This is a genomic window from Nocardia sp. XZ_19_231 (genome assembly GCF_015355705.1).
Classification (GTDB): Bacteria; Actinomycetota; Actinomycetes; order Mycobacteriales; family Mycobacteriaceae; genus Nocardia; species Nocardia salmonicida.
This window is the reverse complement of sequence record NZ_JACUZI010000001.1, coordinates 810326-826899: the sequence shown is the minus strand read 5'-3', so window position 1 is coordinate 826899 and position 16574 is coordinate 810326. Positions and strand designations below refer to the sequence as shown.

The window sequence follows — 16574 nt, the reverse complement described above, 5'->3', positions numbered from 1 at the left end:
GCCGTCAGGTCAGGGCGTTCACCATGCGGGCCGCGAGCACCCGGGTTCGGTCGAACGGAGCCGCGCTCACGGCGGGCGTGCCGATCACCGAGCGCATCACCCCGAGGCCGATCAGCAGCGCTCCGATCAGCTCCGCACGCAATTGCGCGTCGGGACCGTCGAGTCGGTCGGCGAATTCGCGCAGGTAGCCGTCGCAGAGTTGGGCGCGTAGCTGATCGCGCACGTCGTCGTGGCCTGCCGATCGGAGCATAGCCAGCAGCGGGTGTTCTCCGCCGTACTGCGACCAGTCCTGGTACACGACGTCATGGAGCAGGGCGTCGGCGATGCTGACGACCGGCCGGTGCGGATCCGCGGCCACTCCGGTCGGGATCTCCATGTGCATCGCCTCGGCGTAGAGCCGCTTCTTGGAACCGAAGTAGCGCGACACCAAGGCGGGGTCGACGCCGACCTCGGCGGCGATCTCGCGCAGGCCGGTGCCGTCGAAACCCTGTGCGGCGAAACGGATACGCGCGACGTCGAGCAGCGCGGCGCGGGTGGCCGCGCGATCGCGGCGACGTGGTTCGGCCTTAGGTTCCATGAAGTCATGCTAAGTCATCAGATGTTGACTTGGTGGCGTCCCCGTTTCTAGCCTCGAGATATCGGCCGATGACACAGTCCAGAGTGATTCGAGGAGAACGGGATTCGATGCGCACATATGTCATCACCGGCGGCACCGACGGCATGGGCAAGGGGCTCGGCCTACATTTTCTGCGACGCGGCGACCGGGTGATCGCCCTAGCCAGCGGAGCCGCCAAAGGCGAGGCGTTCGTCCGGGAGGCCGACGCGATCGGCGCGGGCGAGCGCGCCGTGTTCTTGCGCGCCGATCTGAGCACCCTGGCCGGAATGCGGACCGCACTCGACGGGATCACCGCGCGAACCGAGGTGGTCGACGGCCTGATCTTCGGTGCGCAACGGTTCCAGCCGCGACGTACCGAAACCGAAGACGGCATCGAGTTCACCTTCGCGCTGCACTACCTGAGCCGATACGTCCTCGGACACGGCCTGGTTGCAGCGCTGGAACGCACGAGCGCCCCGGTGATCATGAACATCTGCGGCCCCGGCGGCTTCCCCGGCCGAATCCACTGGGACGACCTGACGTTGAGCCGGGGCTACACCGGCACCCGCGCCGCCATGCAGGCCTCGCGCGCCAACGACCTGCTCGGCATCGCCTTTCCCCAGCGCTACCCGACCGCACGCACCCGCTACGTGCTCTACAACCCGATGATGGTGCGCACCGCAATGGCCGACCCCCTGCCCGCACCGCAGCGAATCCTGACCAAGGCCGCCGGATTCGTCTTCGGCCGATCGGTCGACAAGTCGGTGCCGCCGATCGCCCGGCTACTCGACGAACCGCCCGCGGATCCGGTGAGCGCCTTCCGACTCCGGACCCGACTCCCCTTGACGCGCAAGGACTTCGACCCGGACAACGCGATCCGCCTCGACGCCCTCACCACCGAACTCCTGCGGCGCTGAGCCCTCGCCCGAAAACGCCTCGGCGGGCGTCGCGATCATCACGACGCCCGCCGAGGCGAATTCTTCAGTGCCCGAACGGTATCGGGACCGTGATCACCAGCCGCGCTCGGCCAGACGGTGCGGCTGCGGGATCTCTTCGACGTTGATGCCGACCATGGCCTCGCCCAGGCCACGCGAGACCTTGGCCAGCACGTCCGGGTCGTCGTAGAAGGTGGTGGCCTTGACGATGGCGGCGGCGCGCTGTTCGGGGTTGCCGGACTTGAAGATGCCCGAGCCGACGAACACGCCTTCGGCGCCGAGCTGCATCATCATGGCGGCGTCGGCGGGGGTGGCGATGCCACCGGCGGTGAACATCACGACCGGGAGCTTGCCGGTCTGAGCGACCTCACGGACCAGCTCGTACGGTGCCTGCAACTCCTTGGCGGCCACGAAGAGCTCGTCCTCGGACAGCGAGGACAGGCGACGGATCTCGCCGCGGATGGTGCGCATGTGAGTGGTGGCGTTGGACACGTCACCGGTGCCCGCCTCGCCCTTCGAGCGGATCATGGCCGCGCCCTCGGTGATACGGCGTAGCGCCTCACCCAGGTTGGTGGCGCCACAGACGAACGGGACGGTGTAGTTCCACTTGTCGATGTGGTTGGCGTAGTCGGCGGGGGTGAGGACCTCGGACTCGTCGATGTAGTCCACGCCGAGGCTCTGCAGGATCTGCGCCTCGACGAAGTGGCCGATACGGGCCTTGGCCATGACCGGGATGGAGACGGCGGCGATGATGCCGTCGATCATGTCCGGGTCGCTCATCCGGGACACGCCGCCCTGGGCGCGGATGTCGGCGGGCACCCGCTCGAGCGCCATCACGGCCACGGCGCCGGCGTCTTCGGCGATCTTGGCCTGCTCGGCGTTGACCACATCCATGATCACGCCACCCTTGAGCATCTCGGCCATGCCGCGCTTCACGCGGGCGGTGCCGACGGTGTTGGTGGTCTCAGGCGTAGTCACGAATGTCTCCTGTGTCATGGGCGCCAATCAAGTCGCTCGGGTTCGGGTCACCGTCGATTCTAGATCTGCCCGAATTCGGCCTTCATAGCCAGTTGAGCACCACTGGCCTTGTCACGACCAGCGGCGATGCGAACTCCGCCCCCAGCTGGCCTGGTCCGAGGGCACCGCCGGGCTCCGACGTGATTCACCGCACGTCGACTCCGACCTCGTCCGGCGCCGGATGACGCCCGCGCCGACCGACCAGCACGATCACCGCCGCGACGGCGGCCGATGCGGCGCCGCACCACAGCGCGGCGACCGGATCGCCGACCCGATCGACGATCACCCCGGCGGTGACAGGACCGAGGACCGCACCGATATTGAGCGCGGTGGTAGCCAACGCACCGGCCAGGCGAGGTGCCGTCGGTGTGGCCGACCGCACGATCGTCGCGATCAGCGTCGACCCGACACCGAAAGCGACAGCACCGACGACGAACGTCATGATCGCCACCGCGGCGATCGACTGTGCCGTCAGCGCGGCCAGCGCCCAGACGCCGACGAGCCCGACCGTGCCGACAGTGACGATGGACCCGCCGTGGCGGTCACTGTGGCGACCGGCCAGCGTGACGCCCGCGAAGGAGCCGATCCCGAACACGGCCAGCACGAACGGAACCCACGCGCTGTCCTGTCCCGCGAGCTGCGCGGTGATCGTGCCGAGATAGGTGAAACCGGCGAAAGTGGCGGCATTGACCAGAATCCCGACGACGACAGCCGCCCGCACCCGCCGCACGCCGAGCACGGCCCACTCCGACCGCACCGAGGGAATCGACACCGTCGACCGGTCTCGGTCGTCGAGCGGGAGCGTCAGCACCATCGCGACGAGCACCCCCGCACCGACCACGGCCACCGCCCAGAACGCCGAGCGCCACCCCCACAGCTGACCGAGCACTGTTCCGGCGGGAACGCCCGCGATGCAGGCCACGGTCACCCCTGACACGATGACCGAGGTGGCCCGCCCGATCTGCGCCGCACCGACCAACCGAGGCAGGGCGGCCAGTACGACCGCCAGAAACCCCGCGTTGGCCACCGCGGCGATCACCCGCGTCGCCACCAGCACCCCGAACTCGCCGGTGACGGCACCGACGACGTGCGCGAGACAGAACAGCGCGAGAAACGTTGTCGCCGAACGCCGTAGCGGCCGGCGACCCGCTGTGGCCGCCATCGTCGGCGCGCCGAGCACCATACCGACGGCGTACAGCGAGGTCAGCAACCCCACGGTCCCGAGCGAGACCCCGAAGTCGGCGGCGGTCCGCGCCACCAACCCCGACATCATGAATTCCGATGTGCCCTGCGCGAAAACGGCGACAGCCAGCACGAAAACCCCGATGGGCATGAATATCAACTCTCCGGATACCGGGACACCACACCGCGAGCGCGGCGTCCGAGACGATGGCGAAACCAGGCGGAAAGTGGCCTGGCCGCGAGAAATCGACGATCATCCGGCGTTGCGAAAGACACGTCGCACCGGTTACCCGGCCGACAACGCGCACCCGCACAACGCCGCCCAGCCTGTCGGCCGGACGGCTACCTTCTCGACGCCTCCGGAGAATTCACGCCCTCACCGTAACAACGGCACGGCGCAGTCGCACGGGGTTATCGCGTGCGTGTCAGCGGATGGAGCGGACCACGTGCTGGGTGTCGTCCTCGGCCGCGGTGACAGCCTCGATGAGCAACTCGTCGAGGTGGTACGGGTACACCGCTTCGCCCGCGGCGTCGAGCGCGCGGATGTCGTCGGCGGTGCACCAGCGGTGGTCGGTGATCGTGCGTCGCTCCAGGGCGGTGAGGTCGGCCGGGCGCCATTGGAATCCCGGCGAGCGCAGGGTGAAGAACAGTTCCTCGGAGCGGATCAGTTCGCCGTTGAACGGGAACACCGCCACGCGACGCCACAGCGGACCGCGCAGCGACGCGGGGTCGACGCGCTGACCGGTTTCCTCGTAGATCTCGCGGACCGCGGCGTCGCGCAGGTTCTCCCCCGGTTCGACCCCGCCGCCGACGGTGAACCAGAAGGCGACCTCGGGGATCATCGGGTCGTGGCCGCGCAGCAGCAGTACCCGGTTCTGCTCGTCGAGCAGCATCACCCGTGCGGAGGTGCGGGTGGTGTGCACGACGAGGCCGGTCGCGGCGGCGGGCGTCGCGCGCTCGGTGATCTCGAAGTAGTGCGGCAGCGGTGCGGTGCCGCCGAGGTGCAGGATGCGCACGGGCCTGCGGGTGCGCAGGGCCAGGGTGTCGCGCACGGCGTCGTTGTGGAAGCGGCGCGCGATGAGCACGCGTGCCTCGGCGTCGGCGAGTTCGGCGACCAACTGGGGTCGCAGGTGGTCGATGTCGACCAGGGACAGCGCGGCGGAGAGCTGGTTCTCGATCGTTTCCCGGTCACCGCGGTCGGCGCGTTCGGCGCGATCGGCCAGCGAGGCGAGGTGCGCGGCCCGTTCCCGGCGTGGATCGGCGCTCACCGGCCCGGCCTCCGACATGGCCACCGCGCGGGCGACCACGGCACGACGGGCGAGTGCGGCATCGAGTGCCTGCCAGGATTGATCGGAGCGAACGTGCAGCCGGTCCAGGCGGTTCGCGGTGGAGTAGGCCCACACGCCGAGGGCGAGCACGAGCAGGGCGATCAGCCCGAGAACGAGGACGGTGGTCGCGGAGAAGGTGATCATCCGGCGGCACGCACCCGGTTGTCGCCGACCGTGACCGTCTCGTACACCCGCAGGATCTGTTCGGCCACGACCGGCCAGTCGTAGCCCGCGACCACCTGGGTGGCGGTGCTGACCAGGCGTTCGCGCGTCTCGTCGTCGGTGAGCAGGGTGTCGATGGCGGTGGCGAGCGCGGCGGAGTCACCGATCGGGGTGAGCATGCCCGCGGTGCCGTCGCGCAGCACCCGCCGGAAGGCGTCGAGTTCGCTGGCGACCACCGGGGTGCCCGCGGCCATCGCCTCGATCAGAATGATGCCGAAGCTCTCGCCGCCCAGATTCGGCGCGACGTACACGTCGGCGCTGCGCAGCGCGGCGGCCTTCTCGGCATCGGAGACCTGCCCGAGGAACCGCAGGTGCCCCGCGTGCTCGCCCGCCTCGCGGCGCAGCCGGTCCTCGTCGCCGCGCCCGACGATGAGGATCTCCACGTCGGGATGGTGTTCGATGAGCGCGGGCAGCGCGCCCAGCAGCACATCCATGCCCTTGCGCGGTTCGTCGTAGCGACCGAGGAACAGCACGGTGCGGCCCGCGCGCGGATATCCGTCGAGCGGCTCACCCCGCGCGAACGCGGACACGTCGACCCCGTTGGGGATCTCCACCGCGTCGGATCCGAGGGCCTCGACCTGCCAGCGCCTGGCCAGTTCGGATACGGCGATCCGCCCGCTGATCTTCTCGTGATACGGGCGGAGCACACCCTGAAAAGTGCTGAGCACCAACGACTTCGTGGTCGAGGTGTGGAACGTCGCCACGATCGGACCCTCGGCGATCTTGAGCGCCAGCATCGACAGGCTCGGGGCGTTGGGTTCGTGGATGTGCAGTACGTCGAAGTCGTTGCTGTCGATCCAGCGGCGGATCCTGGTGTAGGCCATCGGGCCGAACGACAACCGCGCCACCGACCCGTTGTAGGGAATCGCGACCGCACGACCCGCCGAGACGACGAAATCGGGCAGTGGTGTGTCGTCGGAAGCCGGGGCGAGCACGCTCACCTTGTGCCCGCGTTCGATGAACACCCGGGCGAGCTCGACCACATGAGCCTGCACGCCGCCCGGAACATCGAACGAGTACGGGCAGATCATGCCGATCTTCACCGCTGGCCCCCTGTGTCCTGCGCGGTGATCCGCGACAGTCGTTCGGGCGACAGGTCGCCCTCCCAGAGCGGTTGCAGCATGTGCCAATCGGCCGGATGCTCGGCGATATTGGCGGCGAACCGGTCGGCGAGCGCCTGCGTCGCGGCCGCCACGCCACCGGAAACATCCAGTGCCGGTTCGGCTTTCAGTCCCCATCCTTCGGTGCCGTCCTCGTCGACGGTGAACCAGCCGTGCACCGGGACCAGCGCGGCGCCGGTCTCGATGGCCAGCTTCGCGGCGCCGCCGGGCATCCAGGTGCGTTCCCCGAGGAAGTCGACCGGCACACCCTTGCCGGTGAGGTCGCGCTCGCCCATCAGGCACACGATCCGGTTCTGGCGCAGTCGTTCGGCGAGTGCGGCGAACGGCGGCTGCTCACCACCGGTCAAGGGGAACACCTCGAATCCGAGGCTCTCGCGGTAGGCGACGAACCGCTCGAACAGCGATTCCGGCTTCAGCCGCTCGGCCACGGTGGTGAAGTTGTCGTAGTGCTGCACCAGCCAGACACCGGCCATATCCCAGTTGCCCGAGTGCGGGAGCACCAGAATGAGGCCGCGACCCTGTTCCAATGCGGCGTCGACATTCTCCAGGCCACCGACGTAGTAGTCGATCGCGGTGTGGTCCATCGTCGGCAGCCGGAACGCCTCACGCCAGTAGCGCGCATAGGAGCGCATGCTCGCCCGCATCAGGTCGTCGGGCACCTGGTCGGCGGGCACACCGAGGACACGGGCGAGGTTGCGGCGCAACTGTTGCGGTCCGCCGCCCTTCACCGCACGATCGGCGCCGAGGTCGAAGACCTTGCGCACCAACCCTTCCGGTGCCGAACGCACGAGACCCCAGCCTGCGGCGTAGCCCCAGTCACTGATTCGATCTTTGAGGCTCACGACGCCGACCCCTCCGCCGTGTCCGGCTGCGGCGCCGGTGGAATGACCACCCTGGCGCCAGGTGAATTGCGCACCGCGAGCACCCGCTGGAACACCGTCACGATGCTCAGCACCGCCAGTACCCACATCGCCACGTAGATGGCCCAGGTCAGCCAGTCGATCCCCCAGTGCCCGCCGATGCCGGTGAGTCCGGCGCCGGCCAGCACGAGGACCAGGCGGTCCGGGCGTTCGATGAGTCCACCGTCGGCGGACAGGCCACTGGCCTCGGCCCGCGCCTTGGCGTAGGAGATCACCTGCGAGGTGACCAGCACGATCAAGGTCAGCGCGAACAGGTGCTTGCTCTGCTCGTGATAGACCGCCCACCAGGCGAGTCCGGCGAAGATCGCGCCGTCAGCCATCCGGTCACAGGTGGCGTCGAGGACCGCGCCGTACTTCGTGCCGCCGCCGCGGGCGCGCGCCATCGCCCCGTCGAGCATGTCGAACATGACGAACAGCCAGATGACCATCGTTCCCCAGAACAGGTGCCCGGAGGGGAAAAGGGTCACCGCGGCGGCGATGGTCGCCGTGGTACCGATCAGTGTCATCGCGTCCGGGGTGAGCCCCGTCCCGACGAGCGCTTTGCCCAGCGGCGCAGTCGCTTTCGCAAACGTCTGGCGGCCGAAGAAGCTGAGCACGGTCCTTATTCCTCCCATGCCTCCGCCAGCAGCTGCCGCGTCTCGCGCAACAACTGAGGCATCACCTTCACCCCGCCGACCACGGTGATGAAGTTCGCGTCCCCGCCCCAGCGCGGAACGATGTGCTGGTGCAGGTGGTCGGCGAGCGAACCACCGGCCACGCCGCCGAGGTTGAGACCCACGTTGAATCCGGCAGGCCGCGAGACCTGCTTCATCACGCGAATGGCCCGCTGCGTGAAGGCCATCAGTTCCGCGCTCTCGGCGGTCGTGAGGTCCTCCAGGTCGGCTACCCGGCGGTACGGCACCACCATCATGTGCCCTGGGTTGTACGGGTACAAGTTCAGCACGGCGTAGACATTCTCGCCGCGCGCGATGATCAGGCCGTCTTCGTCCGACATCTTCGGGATATCGGTGAACGGATGCCCGGTCGCGTCCTTGGGCTTGACCTCACCGGTGATGTAGGACATCCGGTACGGCGTCCACAACCGCTGGAGGCGGTCGGGCTGGCCCGCCCCGGCGTCGACGATCGAGCCGGCGTCGGGGGCGAGGTTCTCGCTCATGACCCGACCGCCGCCGAGACGACCTCGAACCCCTCGGCAGTGGGTGAGGCGTTCTCGCGGTGGGCGATCCACGTGGTGATGGTGGCGACCGCGTCGGCGACGGGCACCCCGTTGACCTGAGTGCCGTCGCGGAACCGGAAGCTCACCGCGCCCGCTTCCACGTCGCGCGCGCCCGCAAGCAGCATGAACGGCACCTTCTGCGCGGTCTGGTTGAAGATCTTCTTCTGCATCCGGTCGTCGCTGCGGTCCACCTGGGCCCGCACGCCTGCGTCGCGCAACCGCTCGATCACCGAATCCAGGTGCGGGACAAAGTTTTCCGCGACCGGAATCCCGACGACCTGCACCGGCGAGAGCCAGGCGGGGAACGCACCGGCGTAGTGCTCGGTGAGCACGCCGAAGAAGCGTTCGATCGAGCCGAACAGGGCGCGGTGGATCATCACCGGGCGCTGCTTGGTGCCGTCGGAGGCGGTGTACTCGAGGTCGAAACGATCGGGCAGGTTGAAGTCGAGCTGCACGGTCGACATCTGCCAGGTGCGGCCCAGCGCGTCCTTGACCTGCACGGAGATCTTCGGACCGTAGAACGCGGCGCCGCCGGGGTCGGGCACCAGATCCAGGCCGGAAGCCTCGGCGACCTTCTCGAGGGTCTCGGTGGCCTCGGCCCAGAGCTCGTCCGAACCCACGTACTTCTTCGGGTCCTTGGTGGACAGCTCGAGGTAGAAGTCGTCGAGGCCGTAGTCCTTCAGCAGGCCGAGGACGAACTGCAGGGTGCTGGTGAGCTCGCCGTGCATCTGCTCTTTGGTGCAGTAGATGTGCGCGTCGTCCTGGGTCATGCCACGCACGCGGGTCAGGCCGTGGATCACGCCGGACTTCTCGTAGCGGTACACCGAGCCGAACTCGAACATCCGCAGCGGCAGCTCACGGTAGGAACGACCGCGCGCGCCGAAGATCAGGTTGTGCATCGGGCAGTTCATCGGCTTGACGTAGTAGTCCTGGCCGGGCTTGCGGACGGTGCCGTCCTCGTTGAGTTCGGCGTCGAGGTGCATGGCCGGGAACATGCCGTCCTTGTACCAGTCGAGGTGGCCCGAGATCTCGTACAGATGCCCCTTGGTGAGGTGGGGAGTATTGACGAACTCGTAGCCCGCGTCGACGTGGCGCTGACGCGAGTACTCCTCCATCTCCTTGCGGATGATGCCGCCCTTGGGGTGGAACACCGGCAGACCCGAACCGAGCGCGTCGGGGAAGGAGAACAGGTCGAGCTCGAGGCCCAGCTTGCGGTGATCGCGGCGCTCGGCCTCGGCCAGCAGCTCCAGGTAGGCGTCCATCGCCTCGGTGGATTCCCACGCGGTGCCGTACACGCGCTGCAGGTCCTCGCGGTCCTGGTCGCCACGCCAGTAGGCGGCCGAGGAGCGGGTCAGCTTGAAGGCCGGAATGAACTTGGTGGTGGGGATGTGCGGGCCGCGACACAGGTCGCCCCACAGCTTCTCGCCGGTGCGCGGGTCCAGGTTGTCGTAGATGGTCAGCTCGTTGCCGCCGACCTCCATGATCTCGGGGTCCGCGGCAAGTTGGGCGCCGGACTTGTCGCTGATCAGCTCGAGCTTGAACGGCTCGTTCGCCAGTTCGACGCGGGCGTCGTCGATCTCCACGACGCGACGCGAAAAGCGTTGCGCGCCTTTGACGATCTTCTTCATCCGCGATTCCAGCTTGGCCAGATCCTCGGGGGTGAAGGGTTTGTCGACCTGGAAGTCGTAGTAGAAGCCGTCCTTGATCGGCGGGCCGATCCCGAGTTTCGCGTCGGGGAACTCCTGCTGCACCGCCTGGGCGAGCACGTGCGCGGCCGAGTGCCGGATCACGCTGCGCCCGTCCTCGCTGTTCGCGGGAACCGGCTCGACGTCGGCGTCCTCCTCCGGGATCCAGGACAGATCCTTGAGTGCGCCGTCGACATCACGCACGACGACGACCGTGTCCGGGCCCTTCGTGGGCAAGCCCGCTTCCCGCACCGCTGCGCCCGCGGTAGTCCCGGCCGGCACCCGAACGAGAGCGACGGGACTGATGGGTGCAGAGGTGGTCACGGGAATGTTCTCCTTGACGTCGGTGCCGGGTCATCCGGCAGGTCGCACAGCGTCGGTCACGCAGGGGATCCTGCGCCGCCCATGCTATCGGGACCGCCGACGGGGCGTGTCGATGGACCTAGGACCGAGCGCGCGCGGCGGCGGCCAGCTGTTCGGCTCGATCGGCGGGCGCGCGCTTCGGGCAGCTCGTGCACATCTGTCGACCGGGCGCCTCGTAGACCAGGCAACACGACGCGCGGCGGACGAAAGTACGGCCCCCCACCGTGACGAACCGTGGCGCGGGCAGGCACGGGCCCACGTCCGCCGCCAGCCGGGTCGCGGCCTCCGGGGCGCCCGCGTCGAGTGCCCGGTTGCCGATGGCATCGGCGACGACCGCCCACAGCGCGGGAATCCCGGCCCCGGAAACCGCCGCGACCTGGGAGATCACGGCGGTCAAGGTGTCGCGCAAGGCGGTCGCGACCTCCTCGGCCGCTGCCGCGCCGGTCTCGCCACCCACGTCGGAGCGCACGGAGCGCCCGGCGGCATCGACCGGCATCCGGCGGAACTGCGCGTGCTCGACACCGCCGTCCGGACGGACCACACAGTCGAATTCGCCGAGCGCGGCGACCGGAGCGGGCGTGCCCGCCGCGTAGGCGAACGCGATCTGCTCGACCAAGGTCGAGGCGACCATGCACCACCACAGGGTGCCCGCGACCCGGGGCACATCGGTGCCCCAGGAATGGCTCATCGCGTCGATCCGGGCCGCGACCCAGGCCGGGTCGGTGAGTAGCAGGCCGGGAACCGTGCTCACGACATCAGGGGACTGTGCAACCATGGCCAATCGACTCCGATCCACCCTGCGACCATCGAAAATGTACCGAGCAGCCACAACGTCACCAGGACGAGGGCGAAGGTGCCCACCGCGCCGAGTACCTTGATGAACCAACCGCGCGAGGTGTACCAGTCCATGACGATCCGGTATTTGCCGCGCACCCAGTTCAAGGTGTGATGGGCCCAGACGAATTCGGTGGCCAGGATGCCGAATCCCGCGAACACCAGCGCCCAGCCGGGTCCGGGGTACGGGATCGTGACGATCCCGACGATCAGCACCAACCCACCGACCACGCCGACGACGATGCGGTAGACGAGGTTGAGGGTAGGGCGCTGGGCAATGTGTTCCCGGAAGGCGCGCCAGCGTTCCTTGAACCCGTCCCACCGCCCCGACCCGGCGGCGGACTCGTTGTCCGCGGAATCGGAGCCGTCGGTGACGCGCTCGGCGGCGGTCGGATCGCTGGTCATGAAGTCCAGACTACGAGTCCGATCGCCGCCGAGTCGCCGCGTGCCCGTTCACCCACCGGTGACAGCGAGTGCGGCGTGATCGTCGATCGCGCCGACCCCGTCGACGGTCACCTCGAGCACCCGGGCACCCGCGATGTCGAAGAACAGCCCCGACAGCACCAACCCGCGCTCGATCACCGCGCGTCGCACCGCGGGATTGCGTCCCAGCGTCTCGAGCTGTACGGCGACATTGACCATGCTCAGCTGATCCACCTCGCCGTACCCGGCCGCCGCGGCGGCCACGGCGACGGGATGACCGGCGCGGAACCGCAGCAGCGCCGGTTCGGCGTGGCGCAACCAGGAGCCGAGCCCACCGCCGGTGTCGGCGGCGGAGTGCACCGCTTTCATCGCGCCGCACGAGGAATGCCCGCACACCACCACCGAGCGGACCGCGAGCGAGTCCAAGGCGAAAGTCAGCGCCGCTTCGACCGAATCGTCGCCGCTGACCGGGACCAGGTTGCCGACATTGCGCACCGTGAACAGGTCACCCGGGCCGCTGTTGGTGATCACATTGGGCACGATCCGCGAATCCGAGCAGGTGAGGAAGAACGAATCCGGGTCCTGGTGCTTACCGTCCAGGTGCGGGCGCACCACATGCGCGGAGCCGCGATGGAAGGCCGCGATACCCGCCGTCATCGCGTCGCCGCCGGACTTGTGGTGGCGCCACGGACGGAGCATGTCGTCGATCGCGGCGCGACCGAATCCACGCGTCGGCGGCGCGCCCGGGGTGTCGGCCATCCGGGCGTGCCCGATCTCGACGAAATCGATACGGCCACCGCTGCTTTCGTGCTGACGCTGCCAGTCCTCGATCGCCTCGAACGCGGCGTGGTCGAGGAAGTCGACGGTCATCTCGACTGTCACATCGACGCCGGCGGGCACCTTCGCCAGTTCGCCCGACAGTTTCGGCAAGGCCAGGAAGGTGCACGATCCGTCGATGTGGACCTGCCAGCGCCCGTCGGGCAGCGGCTCCGCCGTCACCTGCACGCGCACGACCCGCCACAGCAGCAGCCCGAAGGCCAGTCCCAACCCGATGACCACGCCTTCGAGCAGATTCGTGAACACCACGCCGAGCACGGTCACCACATAGACCAGCAGGTCGCCGGTGCGCTGGGCCAACCGGATGTGGGCCAGTTTCACCAGCTGCATGCCGATGACGATCAGCAGGCCCGCCAGCGCGGCCTTGGGAATCTGTTCCACCAGACCGACCAGCGCCACCGAGAACAACAGAATCCAGAGTCCGTGCATGACGGCCGAAGCTCTGGTCCGCGCCCCCGCCTGCACGTTGGTGGCGCTGCGCACGATCACGCCGGTGATCGGCAGGCCGCCGGCCAGGCCCGAGATGACGTTCGCCGTGCCCTGGCCGATCAGTTCCCGGTCGAATCCGGTGCGCGGACCGGTGTGCATCTTGTCGACGGCGACGGCCGAGAGCAGGCTCTCCACGCTGGCGATCAACGCGATGGTCAGCACCATCATGGCCACGGCCGACCAGTTGCCCGACGGCAGTTCCGGCAGGCCGAGCGCGTCGAAGACCGACCCGCTCAGCGCGATGCGCTCGATATCGGGCAGGCCGAGGGAGAGCACGGTGCCGACGAGCACCGCGATCAGCGGGCCCGGGACCGCGCGCAGCTTCGGCGGGACGTACTTCCAGCCGAGCATCACCGCGATCACCACGGCGCCGACGAGCGCGTCACCACCGTGCAGCGACAGCATCTGCCCGGGTAGTTCGGTCAAGTTGCGCAGCGCGGTGCTGTGCGAGGAACCGCCGAGCAGGACATGGACCTGCTGCAGGGCGATGGTGATGCCGATACCGGCCAACATGGCGTGGACCACCACGGGAGCCACGGCGAGGGCGGCGCGCGCGATCCGGCTGAGCCCGAACAGGATCTGCAGCACGCCTGCGGCGACCACGATGAAACAGGTGACGCGCCAACCGAATTGCGCGATGGACTCGGCGACGACCACGGTCAGACCCGCGGCGGGGCCACTGACCTGCAGGGCCGACCCGCCGAGCAGGCCCACCACCACACCACCGATCACGGCGGCGACGAGACCGGCGGCGATCGGCGCGCCGGAGGCCACCGCGATGCCGAGCGACAGGGGCAGCGCGACCAGGAAAACTACGATGGAAGCGGGTAGATCATGCCGTAGCAGCGTCTGCTGCCACGCGGGGCGGGATGACTCGTCCGCACGGGGCGGAGCAAGGTCGTTCTCGATAGACATGACTCTCCTTCGCCGGCTCTCGGCGCTGGGCCGAGGCCGATCATCACGAGGACGGTGAAGCAAAGGGGCAGGAGCATTGAAAGAGGCCGGTGCGACGGCGAACCGGGTACGGGGTACGGGGTACGGGGTGAATCCAACCTATTGGTAAAGAATTGGCAAAGCCAGTGTGCCGCACAAACAGTGGGCGTCGCCATAACGGCAGGCAGTCTGTGGTGTGACCCACAACTACCCCCCTTTACACGGGCTCGGCGGCAGCACGACGGGCGTCGTCGAAGTCGGCGATCCCGTCGGCGGTGATCTCGATGACGCGCGCGGTCGCCAGGTCGAAGAACAGTCCCGACACCGCCACGCCGCGCTCCTGGATGCCGCTTCGCACCGCCGGATAATCGATCAGGGTCTGCACCTGCCTGGCCACGTTCACCATGCCGAGTTGGTCGATCGGGCCGAAGCCCGCCAGCCTGGCGGCCTCGGCGACGGGGTGGCCACCGTGGAACGCCGTCAGGGTCGGCTGGGCATGGGCCAGCCAGTCGTCGAGGCCCGGCCCGGCCTGCACCTGCCGGTACAGCGCTTCCATCGCCCCGCAGCCGCTGTGCCCGCACACCACCACCGAGCGCACATCGAGCTTGTCGAGCGCGTAGATCAGCGCCGCCTCCACCGAGACGTCGGAGCCGCCGACCGGCACCAGATTGCCGACATTGCGCACCGTGAACAGGTCGCCGGGGCCGCTGTTGGTGATGACGTTGGGCACGATGCGGGCGTCGGCGCACGCCAGGAAGAAGGTGTCGGCATCGGGCCGGTGCTGCAACCCGGCCAGGTGCGGCCGCATCCGGTGCGCGTGCTCGCGATGATAGGCCGCGATGCCCGCGGCGATCGGGTCGACGCCGCCGCTGCGCCGCCACGGCCGAATCGGGTCGACGACCGCCTTGCGCGCGTGCCCGTGGTCGGGCGGTCCGTCCTGGGTGCGGGCCATCCTCGCGGCGCCGAGTTCCACGAAATCGACTGTGCTGCCATTGGATTCACGGACATCGGCCCATTCCGAGAGCAACTCGCACGCGGCGTGGTCGAGAAAGTCCACGCTCAGTTCGACCGTCACGTCCACCCCCGCGGGCACCTTCGCCAGTTCGGTCGTGAGCCGGGGCGCGGCCAGGAAGGTGCAGGTGCCCGCGATCCGCACCAGCCAGGTCCCATCGGTGCGCGGCGCCGCGGTGATGGTGAACTTCACGACCCGCCACAGCAGCAGGGCGACCGAGGCGAGTAGTCCGATCACCATGCCCTGCAACAGGTTCAGCGCGACGACCGCGATCACGGTGACCAGGTAGACGTAGATGTCGCCGGTGCGGCGGGCACGTTTGATATGCGCCAGCTTCACCAACTGCACCCCGATCAACACCAGCAACCCGGCCAGCGCCGCCGTCGGGATCTGGCGGACCAGGCCGACCAACGCGACCGAGAACACCAGGATCCAGCCACCGTGCAGCACGGTGGCCGCCCTGCTGCGAGCGCCCGCGTTGGCGTTGGTGATGCTGCGCACGATGACCGCCGCGATCGGCAGACCGCCCAGCACGCCCGAGACCATGTTCGCCGCGCCCTGACCGAGCAGTTCCCGGTCGAAGTCGGTGCGCTGGTCGGGGCGCAGCTTGTCGACCGCGACGGCCGAGAGCAGCGTCTCCACGCTGGCGATGAGCGCGATGGTGAGCATGGTGAGCACGAGCGGCAACCACCCGCCGTGCGGCAACGCGGGCAACCCGATGCCGTCGAGCAGCGAGCCGTCCAGGCGCACCCGTTCCACCGTCACCGGCAGGACCAGCGAGACCACCGTCGCCACCACCACCGCGACCAGCGGGCCGGGCACCACCCGCACCCGGCGCGGCAGATACTGCCATCCGATCAGCACGGCGATCACCAGCAGCCCGACGAACAAGTCACCCTTCTGCGCCGACATCACCTGACGCGGGAGCGCGACGATGCTGGCCAAGGGCGAGCTGACCGTCGTTCCACCGAGCAGCACGTGCACCTGCTGCAGGGCGATGACCACCCCGATGCCGGCGAGCATCGCGTGCACCACGACCGGCGCGATCCCCAGCGCGGCGCGCGCAACGCGACTGAGCCCGAACAGGATCTGTAGTACACCCGCCCCGACGGTGATGAAACACATGGCGGCCCAACCGAATTGCTGGACCGCTCCCGCCACCACGACGGCAAGACTCGCGGTCGGCCCACTGACCTGAACCTTCGAGCCGCCGAGCAACCCCGCCACCACGCCGCCGACGGCGGCCGCGATGAGCCCGGCGACGACAGGCGCGCCGGAGGCCAGCGCGACCCCGAGCGACAGCGGCAACGCGACTAGGAACACCACGATTGACGCTGGAAGGTCTTGCTGGAGAACCGATTTCAGTGAAGCATGCGACAGCGTGCGCGCTGTCGCATCGGTAGTGGTGCCCGGATCATTGTCGGTCATCATTCTCCTTCGCCGGGACAGATGAGGTCCCGGT

At 68.7% G+C, this 16574-nt stretch carries 14 protein-coding genes; 1 reads left to right on the top strand and 13 read right to left on the bottom strand.

Annotated features, from left to right (window positions below):
- Positions 1-4: 4 nt before the first annotated feature.
- Positions 5-577 carry a TetR/AcrR family transcriptional regulator gene (locus IBJ82_RS03600; RefSeq protein WP_194824489.1) on the bottom strand — a complete coding sequence of 191 codons (573 nt, stop codon included), beginning with the start codon at positions 575-577 and terminating at the stop codon, positions 5-7.
- A 107-nt stretch (positions 578-684) separates the two neighbouring features.
- On the opposite strand from IBJ82_RS03600, the gene IBJ82_RS03595 reads away from it, so the two are divergent.
- Entirely contained in the window at positions 685-1512 is an 828-nt protein-coding gene (locus IBJ82_RS03595; protein ID WP_194824488.1) for an SDR family NAD(P)-dependent oxidoreductase, read from the top strand.
- 93 nt (positions 1513-1605) lie between these two features.
- Here IBJ82_RS03595 and pdxS read toward each other — a convergent pair whose 3' ends face one another.
- The 12 genes from pdxS to IBJ82_RS03535 all read right to left on the bottom strand — a co-directional run bounded on the left by pdxS (position 1606) and on the right by IBJ82_RS03535 (position 16543).
- The gene (pdxS, locus tag IBJ82_RS03590; RefSeq protein ID WP_194824487.1) at positions 1606-2526 is read right to left on the bottom strand and encodes a pyridoxal 5'-phosphate synthase lyase subunit PdxS; all 921 of its coding nucleotides are present in this window, start codon (positions 2524-2526) and stop codon (positions 1606-1608) included.
- 166 nt (positions 2527-2692) lie between these two features.
- A complete protein-coding gene (locus IBJ82_RS03585; protein ID WP_194824486.1) occupies positions 2693-3880 on the bottom strand; it encodes a Cmx/CmrA family chloramphenicol efflux MFS transporter in 1188 nt (395 codons plus the stop codon).
- Positions 3881-4154: 274 nt separating this feature from the next.
- Positions 4155-5198, bottom strand: coding sequence for an NUDIX domain-containing protein (locus IBJ82_RS03580; protein WP_194825152.1), 1044 nt, complete (start codon positions 5196-5198; stop codon positions 4155-4157).
- Positions 5198-6322, bottom strand: a complete 1125-nt coding sequence (locus IBJ82_RS03575; RefSeq protein ID WP_194824485.1) for a glycosyltransferase family 4 protein — start codon at positions 6320-6322, stop codon at positions 5198-5200. Before IBJ82_RS03575 ends, IBJ82_RS03580 begins: the two co-directional genes overlap by 1 nt.
- A complete protein-coding gene (locus IBJ82_RS03570) occupies positions 6319-7242 on the bottom strand; it encodes a phosphatidylinositol mannoside acyltransferase (protein WP_194824484.1) in 924 nt (307 codons plus the stop codon). Before IBJ82_RS03570 ends, IBJ82_RS03575 begins: the two co-directional genes overlap by 4 nt.
- Positions 7239-7916, bottom strand: a complete 678-nt coding sequence (gene pgsA / locus IBJ82_RS03565; protein WP_370585201.1) for a phosphatidylinositol phosphate synthase — start codon at positions 7914-7916, stop codon at positions 7239-7241. The genes IBJ82_RS03570 and pgsA overlap by 4 nt, the downstream gene beginning before the upstream one ends.
- Positions 7917-7921: 5 nt before the next feature.
- Positions 7922-8476: an HIT domain-containing protein gene (locus IBJ82_RS03560; protein WP_056810869.1), complete on the bottom strand. Its 555-nt coding sequence runs from the start codon at positions 8474-8476 to the stop codon at positions 7922-7924.
- Positions 8473-10545 (bottom strand): threonine--tRNA ligase, encoded by a 2073-nt coding sequence (gene thrS / locus IBJ82_RS03555; protein ID WP_194824482.1) that lies wholly within the window; start codon positions 10543-10545, stop codon positions 8473-8475. The genes IBJ82_RS03560 and thrS overlap by 4 nt, the downstream gene beginning before the upstream one ends.
- A 118-nt stretch (positions 10546-10663) precedes the next feature.
- The gene (locus tag IBJ82_RS03550; RefSeq protein WP_194824481.1) at positions 10664-11335 is read right to left on the bottom strand and encodes a (2Fe-2S)-binding protein; all 672 of its coding nucleotides are present in this window, start codon (positions 11333-11335) and stop codon (positions 10664-10666) included.
- Entirely contained in the window at positions 11332-11823 is a 492-nt protein-coding gene (locus IBJ82_RS03545) for a TIGR02611 family protein (RefSeq protein ID WP_194824480.1), read from the bottom strand. The genes IBJ82_RS03550 and IBJ82_RS03545 overlap by 4 nt, the downstream gene beginning before the upstream one ends.
- 48 nt (positions 11824-11871) lie before the next feature.
- Positions 11872-14082: a SulP family inorganic anion transporter gene (locus tag IBJ82_RS03540; protein WP_194824479.1), complete on the bottom strand. Its 2211-nt coding sequence runs from the start codon at positions 14080-14082 to the stop codon at positions 11872-11874.
- 235 nt (positions 14083-14317) lie between these two features.
- Entirely contained in the window at positions 14318-16543 is a 2226-nt protein-coding gene (locus IBJ82_RS03535) for a SulP family inorganic anion transporter (RefSeq protein WP_370585128.1), read from the bottom strand.
- Positions 16544-16574 lie beyond the last annotated feature (31 nt).

Coding starts and splice junctions, on each gene's coding strand:
- IBJ82_RS03600 (WP_194824489.1), bottom strand. CDS start 577: ATGGAACCTAAGGCCGAACCACGTCGCCGCGATCGCGCGGCCACCCGC.
- IBJ82_RS03595 (WP_194824488.1), top strand. CDS start 685: ATGCGCACATATGTCATCACCGGCGGCACCGACGGCATGGGCAAGGGG.
- pdxS (WP_194824487.1), bottom strand. CDS start 2,526: ATGACACAGGAGACATTCGTGACTACGCCTGAGACCACCAACACCGTC.
- IBJ82_RS03585 (WP_194824486.1), bottom strand. CDS start 3,880: ATGCCCATCGGGGTTTTCGTGCTGGCTGTCGCCGTTTTCGCGCAGGGC.
- IBJ82_RS03560 (WP_056810869.1), bottom strand. CDS start 8,476: ATGAGCGAGAACCTCGCCCCCGACGCCGGCTCGATCGTCGACGCCGGG.
- IBJ82_RS03545 (WP_194824480.1), bottom strand. CDS start 11,823: ATGACCAGCGATCCGACCGCCGCCGAGCGCGTCACCGACGGCTCCGAT.
- IBJ82_RS03540 (WP_194824479.1), bottom strand. CDS start 14,082: ATGTCTATCGAGAACGACCTTGCTCCGCCCCGTGCGGACGAGTCATCC.
- IBJ82_RS03535 (WP_370585128.1), bottom strand. CDS start 16,543: ATGATGACCGACAATGATCCGGGCACCACTACCGATGCGACAGCGCGC.